This is a genomic window from Nostoc sp. 2RC, assembly GCF_014222165.1.
Classification (GTDB): Bacteria; Cyanobacteriota; Cyanobacteriia; order Cyanobacteriales; family Nostocaceae; genus Nostoc; species Nostoc linckia.
Map to the genome: position 1 here is coordinate 1 of NZ_JACKZU010000177.1, position 16,438 is coordinate 16,438.

Consider the following 16,438-nt stretch of genomic DNA (forward strand, 5'->3'; position numbering starts at 1 on the left):
ATATATTTTAATGTACACTAAATCTATCGGTAAACCGTATATTATGGTTAAAGCAACAAAACAATCAAACCAAAAAGCAAATTCAGGAATAATCAAGAGATAATTTGTAAAATTTGCTCAATTTTGTTGTCTTTATTTAAATATCTTGTTGAAGCTTGCTTTTAAGGGCATTTATGAAGCTACAAGAAATTGAAAAATAAAAAGGAGTGAATGTGATCAACGCCATACAAATTAACGAAACCTTGACAACCACAGGACAAGTTATACCAAAACAGCTTGAGCAAGCTAAGCAAGAAGGTTTTAAGTCAATTTTAAATCTGCGATCGCCTGATGAGTTGGGATTTTCCCATGATGAGCAACGAGTAGCCGAAACACTAGGGTTGTACTATGCCAATGTGCCACTGAAACTAGAAGCGCTAAATGAAGAATTAATTACCAAAATACTGACAACACTCGAACAAATTCCTAAGCCAGCAGTTGTTCATTGTGCAGCAGGGATGCGATCCACTGGAATTGCATTATTGAGTGTCGCAATCAAAGAAGGATTAACACCAGAGCAAATCTTATCAAAAGCTCGTAATGTAGGCTTCGGATTTTTTGAACACGCTGGTGTTAGTCCTCGATTGAAACAATTGTTTGTGGATTATGTTAACAAACATACGAAAGTAGCAGTAACAGTTAGTGATGGTTTTTTAACAATCAACAATCAACAGTTAAGAGTTAAAAGTTAACAGCTAACACTCAACAGTATCCAGGCGTCTTCAATTCCATCTCTAGAGCAAATGGGTTTTGCCGACGCCTTTTGATACGCTAATTGTCTGTAGTATCTGATACTAAAGCTAAAAATTCCATATTATACTGGCAAGATTTATCAAGGTAAGAAAATTATCATCTCAAATATCTATAAAATCGTAGTTTAAAGCTGGTTTTGCTTTATAAATTTTAAGTTTTTTTAATATTCGTTATACAAACAAATGACAGTATTTTTACTGTTGTTAAATACATTAATACTTACTTAATATGTAGCACAATATTTTTTTAGAATCTCAAGCATTGTGAAATCTCTCCTACAAACTTACTTAGAACAAGAAATCTGGATACTAATACGAGAAAAGTGGTATTTTGCTACAATTATCGGAGTTTGGGATGATTTGTTATGGTTTAAACATAGAACTTATAACAAAGATACAGAGGAAGATACTCTCTGGGAAATGGTTGTAAAAATCAGTGAAGTAATTGCAATTGATAAAGTTCAGTCTGTGATTAGTAGAAAGCCAGACGTGTTAATGTCACGTTTAGTAGAAACTGACCAAGGCATAACCGATCATCATTAGTTAATACATATAGCAATCCTATTTCAGTTGTGAACAGTATAGGTGTTGACTGTTGACTGTCAACAACCCTAACAGGTAATATTTCACAAATTATTTGGGATTGCTGTAGAACTTCTATTTGATTGATGAATTTACTGATTTTTGGACAATAGTGAGTAGGGAATAGAACAATTTAATTCCCTATTTTCTATTGTCTTATCTAAAAAATTAGATGTTTGATATGCAAGATAATTGAGAATAATTGGAATAGACTTTTGCCTTATAATCACTTATAAATACTAAAAAAAGTTATTATAAATAGAGCCAGAATAGTCTATGCTATTAATGTCATTATCATGGTAGCTGATTGAATGGTTCACAGCTTCATATGTATTATCTCCTCCTTGAGGATTAATTCCTACAGAGTCAGTGATATTGACTATATGAAAACTAGCAGGATAAAAGCCTCCCAGGATAGCTTCTAATTTCTCTAGGGTCAGCTTGTGCAAAAATTCCTTGATTTGATTATCAAGCAAGGTATAAATTACGATTTTAGCCATTATTTTAATTTGATTCTCTAGAGAATTTAAATTTATTATATGTCAAAGGATATTTACGAAAGGAATAGTATCCGATTTTTTCAGACTTAAAACCTATTTTTGGGTCGAAAATTCTTCTTGATATTAGTCATTTGTGTTTCTCAGGACAAAGCACCAAGTCTTTCTTCAAGAGGTACGGTCTAAAAATAATCTGCTAAACTATCTAAAATTTAAAATTATCCCAGCTGCTAGCCCAGGGTAATAAGTAAGTATGAGTGAAGCCTTATTTTGTATCGAAAATCTACGAGTTGCTTATCCTCAACGAAGTGAAGAAGCACCAAGCTGGGCGGTTGATGATGTATCTTTCACTCTGCAACGCGGAGAAAAAATGGGATTGGTGGGGGAGTCTGGTTGCGGTAAGTCAACTATCGGACGCGCGGTAATGCGATTACTACCACCTTCTAGTCGCGTTGAAGGACGAGTAACATTTGAGGGACAGTCAGTTTTTGACTTGACTCCTAATCAGTTGCAGAAATTTCGCGGGGAAGCCATCGCTTTAATTTTTCAAGATCCGATGACGCGCCTCGATCCCTTGATGACTATTGGTAAGCATTGTTTGGAAACTTTGCAAGCACATTCACCAGAATTATCAGCAGCGCAAGCCAAAGAAAAAGCACTTGCAACATTGGCAAAAGTAAATATCCCTGCGAGTCGCTGGAATCAGTATCCTCATGAATTTAGCGGCGGAATGCGCCAACGGGTAGCCATCGCTTTAGCTTTACTCCTCAGTCCCAAGTTAATCGTTGCAGACGAACCCACCACAAGCTTAGATGTTACCGTTTCCGCGCAGATATTACAGGAATTAACTCGGCTGTGCAGTGAAGAAAACATGGGATTACTGCTGATTTCTCACGATTTAGCAATGGTAGCTGAGTATTGCGATCGCATTGGCGTTATGTACCACGGTAAAATGGTGGAAATGGGTTCGACGCAAGCTGTCTTTAGACAACCACAACACGAGTACACTCAATCCCTCCTCAAAGCAGCTTTACATATTCAATCAGTAGATGAAATAGAGACTGGGGAATGGGGAATAGAAACTGGGGAAGAAAAGAAATTAGCGAATCTTAAAGAAAAGTCTCCGATTTTGAGTGTCACAGACCTCAAACAATATTACACTATAGAACCTAATTTTATTGAAAGACTGTTTAACAGACAATCAGAGACAATTAAAGCGGTAGATGGGATTAATTTGGATCTTTATCCGGGAGAAATTCTCGGTTTAGTTGGGGAATCAGGTTGTGGTAAAAGCACATTATCAAGGACAATTTTGCAACTCATTCGTCCTACTGCTGGCAAAGTTGAGTTTTTAGGACAGGATTTAACTAAACTTTCGCCTCAAGAAATTCGTTCTTCACGGCGACAAATACAAATGGTGTTTCAAGATCCCCATGCTTGTCTCAATCCAGCAATGACAGTGGGACAAAGTATAGCCGATCCTTTGTTTATTCATCATCTTGCTGATTCTGTAAAGGCAAAATCACAAGTTTTGTGGATGTTAGAAAAAGTTGGCTTAACACCACCAGAAGTTTATTATGAACGTTATCCATCAGATTTATCTGGAGGACAACAACAAAGAGTAGCCATCGCTCGTGCTTTGATTACTCACCCGAAACTGGTGATTTGCGATGAACCGGTGAGTATGTTAGATGCTAGCGTGCAGTCACAAGTCCTAGATTTGATGTTGCAATTAAAAGAAGAATTTGAATTAACTTATCTGTTCATCACTCATGACCTTTGGTTAGCCAGATTTTTGTGCGATCGCATTGCCGTAATGAACGGCGGTAAAATTGTTGAACTCGGCGAAACCAAAAAGATTTTTGCCAGTCCTCAGCACCCCTATACCAAAACCTTACTAGCTGCTGCTCCATTGTTAGCACGCACTTAAGGATTAGTTGAAGAAGAATTCAGAATTCAGAATTCAGAATTCAGAATTGAGAATTCAGCAATCTTTCAGTGGGGGATTCAGACCTGCCACTGATTGTTCGCGTAGCGTCTCCCCTTGGGAGAAGACCACCAAATTTTCAATTTGGTGTGGGTCTTAAACCCAGTTATTCAGACGCTCGCTCTCAGCGTACCCCTGCTCTTAAGCAAGCTACGCGTAGCGTCTCTAAGAGTTGCCATACCGCAGGCTTTACGCTGCGCTATCCGCCAGTCGTACACAATTACCAAACTGAATTGTGACGACTGACGCCTTTATTCTGTTCGATAATAATGGAGAAAGTAGGGCATTGGCCAAGAAAAAATCCCCAATGCCCTGCTTGCCCAATTCCCAACCTCAACAAATAATCTCGCTACCTCACCCTGAAACAGTTGATATGGATTGCAAAAGTTCTTCGAGACGGTTTAGAGTCTGACGCAGTCCCACTTCCATACCTGATTGCAGATGTCCGTCCCGTTGTTCCTTGGACTGATGTTGGATATGGATGTGTAGTGTTGTTTTTCCCTCCTCTTCGGTGAGAGTCAGTGTGTTCAAACTATCGCTGTTGGGAACTGGTTCGTAGCGTTCGGTGGATACTAATCTTTCCGGTGGAACAATCTCACGATATTCTCCTGAGAACCCGTGGTCATTACCGTTGCTGGAGTCATGCAAGACATAGCGCCAGCTACCTCCCACGCGTAGGTCGATTTCGCAGACGGTCATTGTCATGGTGCTGCAACCTCCAAACCAGCGTTTAACATGTTCTGGTTGAGTCCATACCTCAAATACCAAGCGGCGCGGGGCCTTGAAGATGCGAGTTATGAAGATTTCCCGATCTGATGGCAAGGTGAGTGTGAAACCATTGTGCTGCTGTTCGATTTGTTGGGCCAGGAATTCGTCGAGGCAATCAAAGGTGGAGTTCCAGCCGGCAACAACACCCATCTCTTCATGGTTGCGGCGATCGCTAGCAGATTCATGCACAATCTCTAGTGTGAGTTTGGTCTTACCATCCAAATCCTCAAATATTGCTGTCATCACGATTCCCTGTGGTAGTTCAACGTTGATGACTTGTTCAAACCCTTCATCAAATTCATCTGTGCTGACAATCCTTTCTGGAGGCACGATTTCGCGGAAAACACCTTTGACGGGGTACTCTGTGCCATCTGGGCCAGTCATAACGTAGCGCGATCGCCCCCCCGGACGAAAATCCAGTTCAGTGACGCGGGTTGTGAAGCCTTTTGGCCCCCACCATTGTGCAATGTGTTTTGGCTCTGTCCATGCCTTAAATACAAGTTCTCGTGGTGCGTTGAAGACACGAGTAATAACAATCTTGCGTTCAGATTCACTGGAAGCAAAGTCATTTTGTTTCAACATCTTGTTTCTCCTTAACAATGGAACCATCGCACATTAAGATTCGCGATCGGACTTGTTTTCCTCTGCTTGCAATTCCTGTAGATATTCGTCTAAACGATCTAAATTCTGTTCCCAAAACTGGCGATATTCCTCGATCCAATCTGCTATGTCCTTAAGCGGTTCTGCCTCTAACCGACAAGGACGCCATTGAGCCTCTCGACTCCGTACGATCAATCCAGCACGTTCTAGCACCTTGAGATGTTTAGAAATGGCAGGTAGGCTCATCTCAAAGGGTCGGGCTAGTTCAGTCACCGATGCTTCGCCTTTAGCAAGATGAGCTAAAATTGCCCGCCTGGTTGGGTCGGCGAGGGCAGCAAAGGTAAGGCTCAAGCGATCGCTGGACATTTAAGATGGAAGTATTTAACCACTCAGTTAATTAACTACTAGGTTAAATGTACTAGTCAAAGATGTCAAGAGCTAATTTTTAACAAAGGTTAAGGGGTAAAGGATATATTTGAAACCTTTCCCCTTTAACCTTTTCCCAAAACCAAATTCCGAGTTGAAAATGCACAAAGCGAGCAGTATTGAATCAACTCCCACTTTTCGGATGTCAAATTGCTACGGTATGCTTTAGTCATTTGCTCACAAGGTGCTGTTATTTACAAATCTCAGCAACAGCTTTGTAAACTTTATGACAATAGCCCTCACTTTTAAATATGAAACTTATTCGCCAAGGGTGCAGTGTAATTTTTTCAGTATTGGCAACAGTAATTTTAACTACTCCTGGGCTAGCAGAAATCGTTAAGATTAACCTGTTGCAACTTAACGATATTTACGAAATTACTCCTGTGGAAAGTGGAACACGTGGGGGTTTGGCGCGTGTTGCAACCTTACGACAACAACTTTATCAGGAGAATCCCCGCACCTACACTATGTTAGCTGGAGATGCTCTTAGCCCTTCTGCTTTAGGAACTGCCAAAATTAACGGTATACCTCTGGCTGGTCAGCAAATGGTAGCTGTGATGAACGCTTTGGGGCTTAACTATGCAACTTTTGGCAATCACGAATTTGACCTACCAGAAGACCTGTTCTATCAAAGATTGCAAGAATCTCGATTTCGTTGGGTTTCCAGTAATGTATCTGATAGCACAGGGCAACCCTTCAAAGGTGTTCCCCGCGAAATTATATTCAATGTCAAAGGTGATGGCGGGGCTGTGGTGAGGGTAGGATTAATTGCTGTTACCCTTGATAGCAATCAGCCAAAGTATGTCAGTTACACCGATCCGATTGCAACAGCCAAACAGCAGGTTAGTAAACTCAAGGGTAAAGTAGATATTATAGTTGCTCTGACCCATCTATCTATTGAAGATGACCGCAAATTAGCCGAAACTATACCAGAAATAGACATAATTCTGGGTGGTCACGAGCATGAAAATATTCAGCAATGGCGGGGTCGAGATTTTACACCGATTTTTAAAGCAGATGCTAATGCACGTACAGTTTATGTCCACCAATTGAGTTACGATTCAATCAAAAGAAGCCTTGCAATTAATTCCCGACTCGTACCGATTACCGAGCAAATTCCTGACGAACCAAAAACGGCAAAGATAGTCCAAGAATGGCTAAAGCGAGGTTATCAAGCATTTCGCGCCAACGGTTTTGAACCAAATCAGCAAATTACTCAACTAACATTTCCTTTAGATGGTCTAGAATCTAGTGTCCGCAATCAATCCACAAAATTGACAGAATTAATTGCCCAGTCAATGTTAAAGGAAGTACCTGATGCAGACTTAGCCGTATTTAATAGCGGTTCAATTCGAGTTGATGATGTGATTTTGCCAGGTTCAATTACCCAGTACGATGTCATTCGGATACTACCTTTTGGCGGTAAAGTTGTTGCAGTAGAAATAAATGGTGCGCTTTTGCAAAGAGTATTAGAGCGAGGACAAGCTAATAAAGGAACCGGTGGTTATCTGCAAACAGCTAAAGTTACTCAACAAGCAAATTCAAAAAATTGGTTGATTCAAGGCCAACCTCTTGACCTGAAACGCACGTACAAAATTGCTATCAATGACTTTTTAATCAGTGGTAAAGAAAAAGGATTAGACTTCTTAAATCTTCAACAACCGGGAATTAAACTGATTGCCGAGAAACGAGATATTCGTTTTGTGCTGATTGACCAGTTAAAGCTGCAAAAATAGCGGGGGAAAGGGGAAAGGTTTTCAATCCCTTACCCTTTATGCCTTCCCCTTTCCCCAGCCCGAAAGAAGCGCATTTTTGGGTTGGCAGAGTACTAGAGATTATAATAGTATCCTATTCTTATCAAAACTTTACAGTGCATTTCATCTAAACGAGGTACACAGCGGCGGGCAGGATGCTGACCCCTATAAGATTTGTAATATGTAAGACGTGTACTTGTCTCTGCTTTACTTGGAGAAGACTACCCTAATCTGATGGCGATCGAGTTACGATCTTGTCACAGTTGATTTTTAATCTGAGAAGTCCTATTCCAGAATTTTCTGGTTAAAATAGTATATCTGTTCTACTCACAATCTAAATCCACACTCCTAAAAACCCATATACTTAGAGGCTCTAATGGCTATCAATACCGATACTTCTGGCAAGCAAAAAGCATTAAATATAGTACTCAACCAGATTGAGCGTAGCTTCGGTAAAGGAGCAATCATGCGTCTGGGAGATGCTACCCGGATGCGGGTAGAGACAATTTCCAGTGGGGCGCTAACCTTGGATTTGGCATTGGGAGGCGGTTTACCCAAGGGACGGGTAATTGAGATTTACGGGCCGGAAAGTTCCGGGAAAACCACAGTAGCCTTACATGCGATCGCTGAAGTACAAAAAGAAGGTGGTATCGCTGCCTTTGTTGATGCCGAACATGCCCTTGACCCCACCTACGCGGCGGCATTGGGTGTAGATATTGAAAATTTGCTGGTTTCTCAACCTGATACAGGAGAAGCCGCTTTGGAAATTGTCGATCAGCTGGTTCGTTCTGCTGCGGTTGATATTGTAGTTATTGACTCCGTGGCTGCATTAGTTCCCCGCGCTGAAATTGAAGGCGATATGGGTGATGCTCACGTTGGTCTTCAGGCAAGGTTGATGAGCCAAGCTTTACGTAAAATTACTGGCAATATTGGTAAATCTGGTTGCACAGTTATTTTCATCAACCAGTTGCGGCAAAAAATCGGTGTTACCTACGGAAGCCCAGAAACCACAACTGGCGGTAACGCATTGAAGTTTTATGCTTCCGTGCGCTTGGATATTCGCCGGATTCAAACCTTGAAAAAAGGTACAGATGAATTTGGTAACCGCGTCAAAGTCAAAGTTGCCAAAAATAAAGTAGCGCCGCCTTTTAGAATAGCGGAATTTGACATTATTTTTGGTAAAGGTGTTTCTACTTTGGGTTGCATTGTGGATTTGGCAGAAGAAACTGGCATCATCATCCGCAAAGGAGCTTGGTACAGCTACAACGGCGATAATATTTCCCAAGGACGAGACAACGCCATTAAATATCTAGAAGAAAAGCCAGAATTTGCTGAACAAATCAAGCAATTAGTACGGGAAAAGCTAGATAAAGGTGCTGTTGTTTCTGCTAACTCTGTCTCAAAGTCCAATGAAGATGAAGAAGAAGAAATCGAATTAGACGAAGAAGAATAAGCTCACCTCACCGCTCAAAAGGGGATGTAATTTTGTGTTGACTGTTGACTATTGATGGTTAACAGTCATAAATCGACTAGTAGTCTGTCCCAAAAATTTTGAAAGGTTCGTAGTAAGCACTTTAGTGCTTAAAAATCAAGGACTAAAATCCTGACTACGAACATTTTTTCATTACAAAATTAATGACATAGACTACTAGTAGTTCGCCAAGTAAACTTAGCTCTTTAAAGGGTAAAGGGGAAGGGGGAAAAAATCAAAACCTTTTCCCTTTACCCCTTACCCTTTACCCCCCAAAGTTGACTTGCCAGACTACTAGTATTAGGGTGACAAGGCTAAAATGTTGCAATAAAGATGATAAAAGCAGACAAAGAAAATGGGACGTGGACGAAGGGACAAGATCCGCCCAAGTGCAGAACAAAGACAAAACTTAGAAACAATTAGCCGCAATGGTCATGCAGCAGCGAAAAAAATTCTCCATGCACGAGTACTGTTGATGTCGGATGAGGGTGAATATGGGATCGGGTGAACGAAATTTTGTGTGGGATTTCTAGCTAAGTATCCAAAAAATTACCCTCCACACTCCCCACACTCCCCACACTCCCCACACTCCCTACACCTTTTTTCGCTCACCCTATGGGATCTTCGTTGGAATGACCAACAGATAGGGGCAGCATTAGAATTGCATTGTTTTTTCAAAAATGCTCAATCAAAACCAAACACCTTTATTAGATGCCTTAAAAGCCAATGCAACACGCTCTCATGCTGCTTTTTACATGCCTGGACACAAACAAGGCAAGGGCATCTCTCAACCGTTAGCTGATTTACTTGGCAAAGCCGTCTTTCGCGCTGACTTAACGGAATTAGCAGATTTAGATAATCTTTCTACACCCCAAGGGGTAATTCAAGAAGCGCAACAATTAGCAGCCGAAGCATTTGGCGCTTCCCAAACATGGTTTTTGGTTAACGGTTCTACCTGTGGAATTGAAGCGGCAATTCTCGCTACCTGTGGTAATGGCGATAAAATCATTTTGCCTCGAAATGTGCATTCTTCTGCCATCGCCGGTTTAATTCTCTCTGGTGCTATACCGATTTTTCTCAATCCCGAATACGATTCAGTTTTAGATATTGCCCATAGCATTACACCAACTGCTGTAGAATCTGCACTGCAACAACATCCTGACGCTAAAGCAGTGTTGACAGTCTACCCTACATATTACGGTGTTTGTGGAGATTTGAATGCGATCGCCAATATTACACATCAATATAATATTCCTCTACTCGTAGATGAGGCACACGGCGCACACTTTCGCTTTCATCCAAAATTACCCACTCCAGCTTTAGCCGCAGGTGCAGATTTAACTGTACAATCCATCCATAAAGTACTCGGTGCCATGACACAGGCATCGATGTTGCACGTTCAAGGTAATAGGATAGATAGCGATCGCATTAGTAAAGCTTTGCAGCTCCTACAGTCTACCAGTCCCAGTTATATACTTTTAGCTTCTCTAGATGCAGCGCGTCAGCAAATGGCACTCCACGGAAAACTGCTGATGTCTCAAACTTTGCAACTTGCCCAGGAAGCCAGAACCAAAATCAGCCAACTTCCTGGCTTATCTGTTTTGGAAATGCCTCAATTGGGGGGAACTCCTGGCTTTGTGGCTTTAGATAAAACGCGATTAACTGTCACGGTTTCTAATTTAGGTTTAACCGGATTTGCAGCAGATGATGTTTTAGATGAAAAATTTGCTGTTACTGCGGAATTTCCCTCCCAACAACACCTGACTTTTATTATTACTATGGGCAACACCACGGCTGATATTCAGCAATTAATCCAAGGTTTTACTGCTCTTGCTCAAGAATATCGCCGAACCAACGCCACTGTTAAAAATTATATTTGGCAAGATTTTTCCCCAACCGCCGCGAGTAATTTGTATTTGTCTCCCCGTGAAGCTTTTTTTGCTGCCAGTGAAACATTACCTTTAGCAAAGACTTGCCACCGTATTTGTACTGAAATTGTCTGTCCCTATCCTCCGGGAATTCCCGTATTAATGCCAGGAGAACTCATCACTAAATCGGTTCTTGATTATTTGCAACAAATCCAAGGGATGGGAGGATTTATCAGCGGTTGCCATGACACTAGTCTGAAAACTTTAAAAGTTGTTCAATAATGTCATAATTTTGTCATATTTAAAAAATCATCATCCCTAAATTGATAAATTAGAAAATTTCAATTTTAAAACTTTACAAAATCAAGCAATTTGGAGACTTGAAAATCCAAAGAATCCATTGTCACTATTACCTGTGAACCTTTAAAAATCAACATTCAACCAACATCTATTCTTATTTATTTTTTTATTTATTGCGGCTTTAAAATTCTTTTAGTCAACAGTAAATATGCGGTTGATGTAATAATTTCAGTGAAAAAATACAGTGATGATGGTAGCTATAAAACTTCAATGAAACTCACCATTAAACTAATGTCGCCTTTGATTTCTACTTTTAGGATGATGTTAATAATTCCAAAATTAGAAAATGAAATCAAAAACCTATTATGTTTGGCAACGAGTAGCAGTTCCCATTGCAGTGACTTTGGCACTGGGTATTTCTGCAAAAGCAAACGCAGTTGAGTTGGGCGCTGCTTCTGATTACAATGTATTTGTTTTGGGAGACATCACTCAAAAATATACAGATATCGAAGGAAAGCTTGCTGCTGGCGGTAACGTGAATTTCGTTGGCGGACTGGGAAGCAGACTTGCTAACAATAGCGGTAACGTAGTCGTAGCCGGACAAAACTTAACTCTCAGCAACGGTCAAGTTTACCACGGTAATGCTGTCTATGGAGGCACAGCCAATGTTTCCAGTAACGTGGGATTTCCCCAAGGAACTCTTAGTAAAAGTAATCCCATTGACTTTAATGCAGCAGGAGAAGAATTGCGATCGCTATCGCAATATTTAGCAACTTTAACTCCCACCGGCCAAACAACGGTACAACCTTGGGGTGCTATCAACCTCAGTGGAACCGGCACAGCCTTCAATGTTTTTAATCTTTCAGGAACGGATGTTTCCAAAACAAACTATTTTGAAATCAAGGGAGATGCAAATTCAACTATCCTTGTGAATATCAGCGGTAAGGATGTATCACTGCAAAACTTCGGCTTTAACATCCTGGGCACAGATAAACAAAAGGTAATCTACAATTTCTATGAAGCTACTAACCTCACTGCCAGTAGTATTGGCATTCAAGGTAGTATTCTCGCTCCTTTGGCGAATTTCAACTTCAATAACGGTCAAGTTAACGGTAACGTAGTGGTAGCTTCCTTAACTGGAAATGGCGAGTCCCACAACTATCTATTTAATGGCGATTTGCCAAGTGTCCCAAAAACCGAGACTTATTACAATCCGCCCAACACCACAAACAACAATAATCCCACCACTCCTACTTCAGTTCCAGAACCTGCTAATTTGCCAGGTTTAGGATTAATTGCTTTAGGATTTGGTATCTTTCGCCACAAACGCAATCTAACAACTTGCTTAAAATAATCCCAAATTTTTGGCAGCATAGCGCATGAAGCGAACTTATTTACATATTTTCGCTCATGCGCTATTTCCTTGTCCCCACCTTCTACAATAAAAATAGATTTATTGAGATTTGTATAGTTGGGGAAAAGCTGTCATGGCTCCCGCCGTTTTAATTCAAAATTTGCAAAAATCCTACGGCACGGTGGTTGCCGTTAAGGATGTTTCTTTTCAGGTAGAGTCAGGAGAAATCTTTGGTTTACTTGGCCCCAACGGTGCTGGCAAAACTACCACCTTACGTGCCTTGTGTACCCTCACCACGCCTGATGCTGGCAAAATCGAAGTATCTGGTATCTCTGTATTAGACAATCCCAGAGTAGCAAGACAAAAATTAGGCTATGTAGCTCAGGAAGTCGCCATAGATAAAGTGTTGACTGGACGAGAACTGCTGCAATTGCAAGCAGCACTTTATCATATCCCAGGGGCACTAGCCAAACAGCGTATTGAAACAGTATTGGATTTACTCGGTTTACAAGAATACGCCAATAAAAAAACCGGAACCTACTCTGGCGGCTTACGCAAGCGCCTTGACTTAGCGGCTGGCTTACTCCACGCACCGGATGTTTTAGTCTTAGATGAGCCAACCGTAGGGCTTGACATAGAAAGCCGTTTTGTGGTATGGGATTTCTTAAGGAAATTACGCGCCTCTGGGACAACGGTGGTAATTACCAGCCATTATTTAGAAGAGATTGACGCTCTAGCCGATCGCGTGGCAATTATCGATCGCGGCGTTGTGATTGCTGCTGGGACACCTTCCCAATTGAAAGACCAAGTAGGGGGCGATCGCATCACCTTGCGAATTCAGGAGTTTTCCCCGATTGAAGAAGCCGAAAAAGCCAAAAACCTCCTCCAATCTTTGCCCTTCGTCCAAGAAGTCATCATCAACAACGCTCAAGGTAATTCTCTCAACTTGGTGGTAACGCCCCAAAATGACGTTCTCATCAACATCCAGCAAACCCTAAATACCGCCGGCTTGCCCATATTTGGCATCGCCCAATCTCGCCCCAGTCTCGATGACGTTTACCTAGCCGCCACAGGACGCACCCTGATGGATGCAGAACTAGCAGCGATCGCCACCCGCGATCCCAAAGCTGAGAAAAAGCAGAATATGAGATAGAAAATGGGGAGGTAGGGGAAAAGGTTAAAGGGTAAAGGGTAAAGGGATAAATTTAACCTTTCCCCCTTACCCCTTTCCCTTTCCCCCTTCCTAATCCCCAATCCAAAATTCAAAATCCAAAATCCAAAATTCTTATGAGTGTTACCCCTAAATCTGATATCAATTGGCAACCGCTAGCATCACCCCAAGCTGATGCTAAATCCGATTCTAATTTTTTCGGTGAATTGGTACAAGAGACGCTGGCTTTAACTCGTCGCTTGTTTATTCAATTGCAACGCCGTCCTTCGACATTAATTGCTGGAATTATTCAGCCGGTGATGTGGTTGGTGTTGTTTGGCGCTTTATTCCAAAATGCACCCAAAGGTTTATTTGGCAGTACGACAAATTACGGTCAATTTTTGGCAGCTGGAGTAATTGTATTTACAGCCTTTGCTGGAGCGCTGAATGCTGGTTTGCCTGTGATGTTTGACCGCGAGTTCGGCTTTTTGAATCGTTTGCTGGTAGCACCGTTGGCATCGCGGTTTTCCATTGTCTTTGCTTCGGCAATTTTCATCATCAGCCAAAGTTTATTGCAAGCAGCCGTGATTGTAGGTGCAGCAGCGTTTTTAGGCGCGGGAATACCTGATGCAGCTGGTTTAGGTGCGATCGCTTTAATTGTTTTCCTGCTGGCTTTGGGCGTGACAGCCATTTCTCTGGGCTTGGCTTTTGCTTTACCCGGTCACATTGAACTAATTGCGGTAATTTTTGTCACTAACCTACCATTATTATTTGCTAGTACCGCTTTGGCTCCTTTATCGTTTATGCCTCAATGGTTGCAGGTTGTAGCAACTCTAAATCCCCTCAGCTATGCCATCGAACCCATTCGCTATTTGTATCTCCACAGTAGTTGGGCTTTAGATAGTGTAGTTATGCAGGCTCCTTGGGGTAATGTTACCTTTGGAGGGGCATTATTGGTGTTGTTTGGTTTTGCTGTTGTTGCCTTAGTTAGCATTCAGCCGCAATTAAGACGGACTCTTGCTTAAGATATAAGAGAGCTATTTTGAGTCAAAAACCATGAAAAAACCATTTTTACAAATTACTAGACTCTTCCTGGCTACCGCAGCAGGAATTAGCTTTGCTCCTTTACTGATAGCTGAACCTAGTTTGGCTCAGTTGAGTCCAGCAGATGCTTTTCCTAGTAACAGTACCACAGACCAAAATACCGATCCCTTCTCCCGCTCGAATTCAGATAATTTCAATATGTTCGATCTGATTCACCGAGCAAACTTTGGAACTCTCAACTGGAATTCTCAAGAACAGAACGAACAACTAGATTCAACCGCAGCAGCTTTTCGAGCTAGACAACAACAGTTGCTTCAATGTCGTCAACAAGGGCAGGCCACAGGATCGCCATCGGTTGCTTTGGCGTCGCCGACATCATCAACTGAACCACCAACAGCATCAAGGAACCAACAACAAGCACTCCAATGCCCACAAGCACAACAGACAACCCCACAATTACCTTCTGGTAACTGAATTCAAATCAATAACCCCAACTCCAAAAGCTTGGGGTTGGGGTCAGACTTTTTTGACTATTGGCTGCTGTGTGAGGTAAAAAACTACAGCCCAAGTGCAGCTAAAACATCTTCAGCGTGGGTTGTTGTATTTACACTGGCGTCAACGTGGGTAATTTTGCCGTCTGGCCCAATTACGTAGGTGACGCGCTTGGCGTAACCACCGCCATCCACATCAAAAGCTTTGATGAGGGATTTATCGGTGTCAGCCAGTAGAGGAAAATTCAAATTATATTTTTGGGTGAATGCCTGATGAGAAACTTCATCATCTGCGCTGACTCCCAAAACTACAACATCTTGACTTTGATATTTAGATTGGGCATCCCGGAAACTACAAGCTTGTTTGGTACAGCCTGGAGTGTCATCTTTGGGGTAAAAATACAAAACAACCGTCTTACCAGCAAAATCAGATAAAGAAACTGTATTGCCGTTTGTATCTTTGGCGGTAAATGCAGGTGCATCCGTACCAACTGCTAGAGGCATAATAAACCTTTCCTGTTTCAGATTGTTGATGCACTTGAGATTTTACAATAATTTATAATGATTAAATATATTTACTAAAAAATAACATAACTATACTTTAGTTAACTCAATTCTCCTGAGTTCGGCTAACAGATACAAAAAGATATATTCTGAAATTAATTTTTATTCAAAGAAAAATTTATACCCATACACAATGCCTACTGTTGATTTCCGCAACCCCAAAACTTTTGTTTATCCTGCCATTACAATCCAAAGGGCGGAGCGATCGCTCATTTGTTCGCCCTTTAATCCATCTTTATTTGAAGCCATGCGGCATCAGAGTATATCCTTGAGTGCCATCGCCCTAGAAAATGGATTTAATCAAGGTTATACTCAGCGTCCTTTATCAGAATTAGCATGTGACGACGCTTTGGGCTGGCTGATTCAAGTGGGTGTATTGCGGCGAGAAGTCGATGGTCAGGGAATTACCGATAGTTTTCGCCTTACTCCCTTGGGACATCAGTTGATAGAACAACATCAAGGTAAAAATTGGCGTTCTCCTTCATGGCGCGATCGCTTATACAATATCGTGACTCGTTGGTTCCGCTTACCCTTCTAGAACAAAACAACTAAAGAGTTAAGATTAGCGAATCAAAGGGAACAATAGTATACGGAAACATGACACCCGTTCATAAAGTCTTTACAATGTGGTGGGGCATTGGGCATTGGGCATGGGGCATTGGGCATGGGGCATTGGGCATTGGGCATGGGGCATTGGGCATGGGAAAAGGGAAAGGGGTAAGGGGGAAAGGTTAAATTTATCCCTTTTCCCTTTACCCTTTAACCTTTCCCCTTTCCCCTAACTCCTCAGT

Annotated in this window: 15 protein-coding genes and 1 pseudogene; 12 read left to right on the top strand and 4 right to left on the bottom strand. The window is 41.6% G+C overall.

The window, feature by feature from the left end; all coding sequences use genetic code 11:
* Nucleotides 1-212 precede the first annotated feature (212 nt).
* Both GNE10_RS19610 and GNE10_RS19615 read left to right on the top strand, forming a co-directional pair.
* Entirely contained in the window at nt 213-731 is a 519-nt protein-coding gene (locus GNE10_RS19610; RefSeq protein ID WP_099067303.1) for a beta-lactamase hydrolase domain-containing protein, read from the top strand.
* A gap of 324 nt (nt 732-1,055) precedes the next feature.
* Nucleotides 1,056-1,334 carry a hypothetical protein gene (locus GNE10_RS19615; protein WP_099067226.1) on the top strand — a complete coding sequence of 93 codons (279 nt, stop codon included), beginning with the start codon at nt 1,056-1,058 and terminating at the stop codon, nt 1,332-1,334.
* Between the two features lie 278 nt (nt 1,335-1,612).
* Here the strand turns inward: GNE10_RS19615 and GNE10_RS19620 are convergent, their stop codons facing one another.
* The gene (locus GNE10_RS19620) at nt 1,613-1,873 is read right to left on the bottom strand and encodes a hypothetical protein (protein WP_185566601.1); all 261 of its coding nucleotides are present in this window, start codon (nt 1,871-1,873) and stop codon (nt 1,613-1,615) included.
* Between the two features lie 250 nt (nt 1,874-2,123).
* Between GNE10_RS19620 and GNE10_RS19625 the strand changes: the two genes are divergently transcribed.
* Nucleotides 2,124-3,800, top strand: a complete 1,677-nt coding sequence (locus GNE10_RS19625; RefSeq protein ID WP_185566602.1) for an ABC transporter ATP-binding protein — start codon at nt 2,124-2,126, stop codon at nt 3,798-3,800.
* Nucleotides 3,801-4,211: 411 nt separating this feature from the next.
* Here GNE10_RS19625 and GNE10_RS19630 read toward each other — a convergent pair whose 3' ends face one another.
* Nucleotides 4,212-5,207 carry an SRPBCC family protein gene (locus tag GNE10_RS19630; protein WP_185566603.1) on the bottom strand — a complete coding sequence of 332 codons (996 nt, stop codon included), beginning with the start codon at nt 5,205-5,207 and terminating at the stop codon, nt 4,212-4,214.
* A 33-nt stretch (nt 5,208-5,240) separates the two neighbouring features.
* Nucleotides 5,241-5,591: a helix-turn-helix transcriptional regulator gene (locus GNE10_RS19635; RefSeq protein ID WP_099067230.1), complete on the bottom strand. Its 351-nt coding sequence runs from the start codon at nt 5,589-5,591 to the stop codon at nt 5,241-5,243.
* A gap of 311 nt (nt 5,592-5,902) precedes the next feature.
* On the opposite strand from GNE10_RS19635, the gene GNE10_RS19640 reads away from it, so the two are divergent.
* From GNE10_RS19640 to GNE10_RS19675, 8 genes and pseudogenes are all read left to right on the top strand, one after another.
* A complete protein-coding gene (locus GNE10_RS19640) occupies nt 5,903-7,387 on the top strand; it encodes a bifunctional UDP-sugar hydrolase/5'-nucleotidase (RefSeq protein WP_185566604.1) in 1,485 nt (494 codons plus the stop codon).
* A gap of 394 nt (nt 7,388-7,781) precedes the next feature.
* Nucleotides 7,782-8,858 carry a recombinase RecA gene (gene recA, locus GNE10_RS19645; RefSeq protein ID WP_099067232.1) on the top strand — a complete coding sequence of 359 codons (1,077 nt, stop codon included), beginning with the start codon at nt 7,782-7,784 and terminating at the stop codon, nt 8,856-8,858.
* Between the two features lie 373 nt (nt 8,859-9,231).
* Nucleotides 9,232-9,369, top strand: a pseudogene (locus tag GNE10_RS19650) (IS630 family transposase); the annotation flags it as partial.
* A 187-nt stretch (nt 9,370-9,556) separates the two neighbouring features.
* Nucleotides 9,557-11,026, top strand: coding sequence for an aminotransferase class I/II-fold pyridoxal phosphate-dependent enzyme (locus GNE10_RS19655; protein WP_185566605.1), 1,470 nt, complete (start codon nt 9,557-9,559; stop codon nt 11,024-11,026).
* A 364-nt stretch (nt 11,027-11,390) separates the two neighbouring features.
* The gene (locus GNE10_RS19660) at nt 11,391-12,398 is read left to right on the top strand and encodes a choice-of-anchor A family protein (protein ID WP_185566609.1); all 1,008 of its coding nucleotides are present in this window, start codon (nt 11,391-11,393) and stop codon (nt 12,396-12,398) included.
* Nucleotides 12,399-12,531: 133 nt separating this feature from the next.
* Complete coding sequence (locus GNE10_RS19665) at nt 12,532-13,551, top strand: ABC transporter ATP-binding protein (protein ID WP_185566606.1); 1,020 nt, start codon at nt 12,532-12,534, stop codon at nt 13,549-13,551.
* 134 nt (nt 13,552-13,685) lie between these two features.
* The gene (locus tag GNE10_RS19670; RefSeq protein WP_185566607.1) at nt 13,686-14,573 is read left to right on the top strand and encodes an ABC transporter permease; all 888 of its coding nucleotides are present in this window, start codon (nt 13,686-13,688) and stop codon (nt 14,571-14,573) included.
* Between the two features lie 31 nt (nt 14,574-14,604).
* Nucleotides 14,605-15,066 carry a hypothetical protein gene (locus tag GNE10_RS19675; RefSeq protein WP_260446937.1) on the top strand — a complete coding sequence of 154 codons (462 nt, stop codon included), beginning with the start codon at nt 14,605-14,607 and terminating at the stop codon, nt 15,064-15,066.
* A gap of 83 nt (nt 15,067-15,149) precedes the next feature.
* On the opposite strand, the gene GNE10_RS19680 is transcribed toward GNE10_RS19675, so the two are convergent.
* Nucleotides 15,150-15,587: a peroxiredoxin gene (locus tag GNE10_RS19680; protein WP_096534437.1), complete on the bottom strand. Its 438-nt coding sequence runs from the start codon at nt 15,585-15,587 to the stop codon at nt 15,150-15,152.
* Between the two features lie 193 nt (nt 15,588-15,780).
* Here GNE10_RS19680 and GNE10_RS19685 point away from each other — a divergent pair, with 193 nt between their 5' ends.
* Complete coding sequence (locus GNE10_RS19685; RefSeq protein ID WP_185566608.1) at nt 15,781-16,185, top strand: Npun_F0494 family protein; 405 nt, start codon at nt 15,781-15,783, stop codon at nt 16,183-16,185.
* Nucleotides 16,186-16,438: the final 253 nt, after the last annotated feature.

What these genes read in the sequence shown, in the direction of transcription:
- GNE10_RS19620 (WP_185566601.1), bottom strand. Translation starts at nt 1,873, where the DNA reads ATGGCTAAAATCGTAATTTATACCTTGCTTGATAATCAAATCAAGGAA.
- GNE10_RS19640 (WP_185566604.1), top strand. Translation starts at nt 5,903, where the DNA reads ATGAAACTTATTCGCCAAGGGTGCAGTGTAATTTTTTCAGTATTGGCA.
- GNE10_RS19685 (WP_185566608.1), top strand. Translation starts at nt 15,781, where the DNA reads ATGCCTACTGTTGATTTCCGCAACCCCAAAACTTTTGTTTATCCTGCC.
- GNE10_RS19665 (WP_185566606.1), top strand. Translation starts at nt 12,532, where the DNA reads ATGGCTCCCGCCGTTTTAATTCAAAATTTGCAAAAATCCTACGGCACG.
- GNE10_RS19680 (WP_096534437.1), bottom strand. Translation starts at nt 15,587, where the DNA reads ATGCCTCTAGCAGTTGGTACGGATGCACCTGCATTTACCGCCAAAGAT.
- GNE10_RS19660 (WP_185566609.1), top strand. Translation starts at nt 11,391, where the DNA reads ATGAAATCAAAAACCTATTATGTTTGGCAACGAGTAGCAGTTCCCATT.
- GNE10_RS19655 (WP_185566605.1), top strand. Translation starts at nt 9,557, where the DNA reads ATGCTCAATCAAAACCAAACACCTTTATTAGATGCCTTAAAAGCCAAT.
- GNE10_RS19675 (WP_260446937.1), top strand. Translation starts at nt 14,605, where the DNA reads ATGAAAAAACCATTTTTACAAATTACTAGACTCTTCCTGGCTACCGCA.
- recA (WP_099067232.1), top strand. Translation starts at nt 7,782, where the DNA reads ATGGCTATCAATACCGATACTTCTGGCAAGCAAAAAGCATTAAATATA.
- GNE10_RS19635 (WP_099067230.1), bottom strand. Translation starts at nt 5,591, where the DNA reads ATGTCCAGCGATCGCTTGAGCCTTACCTTTGCTGCCCTCGCCGACCCA.
- GNE10_RS19625 (WP_185566602.1), top strand. Translation starts at nt 2,124, where the DNA reads ATGAGTGAAGCCTTATTTTGTATCGAAAATCTACGAGTTGCTTATCCT.
- GNE10_RS19670 (WP_185566607.1), top strand. Translation starts at nt 13,686, where the DNA reads ATGAGTGTTACCCCTAAATCTGATATCAATTGGCAACCGCTAGCATCA.
- GNE10_RS19630 (WP_185566603.1), bottom strand. Translation starts at nt 5,207, where the DNA reads ATGTTGAAACAAAATGACTTTGCTTCCAGTGAATCTGAACGCAAGATT.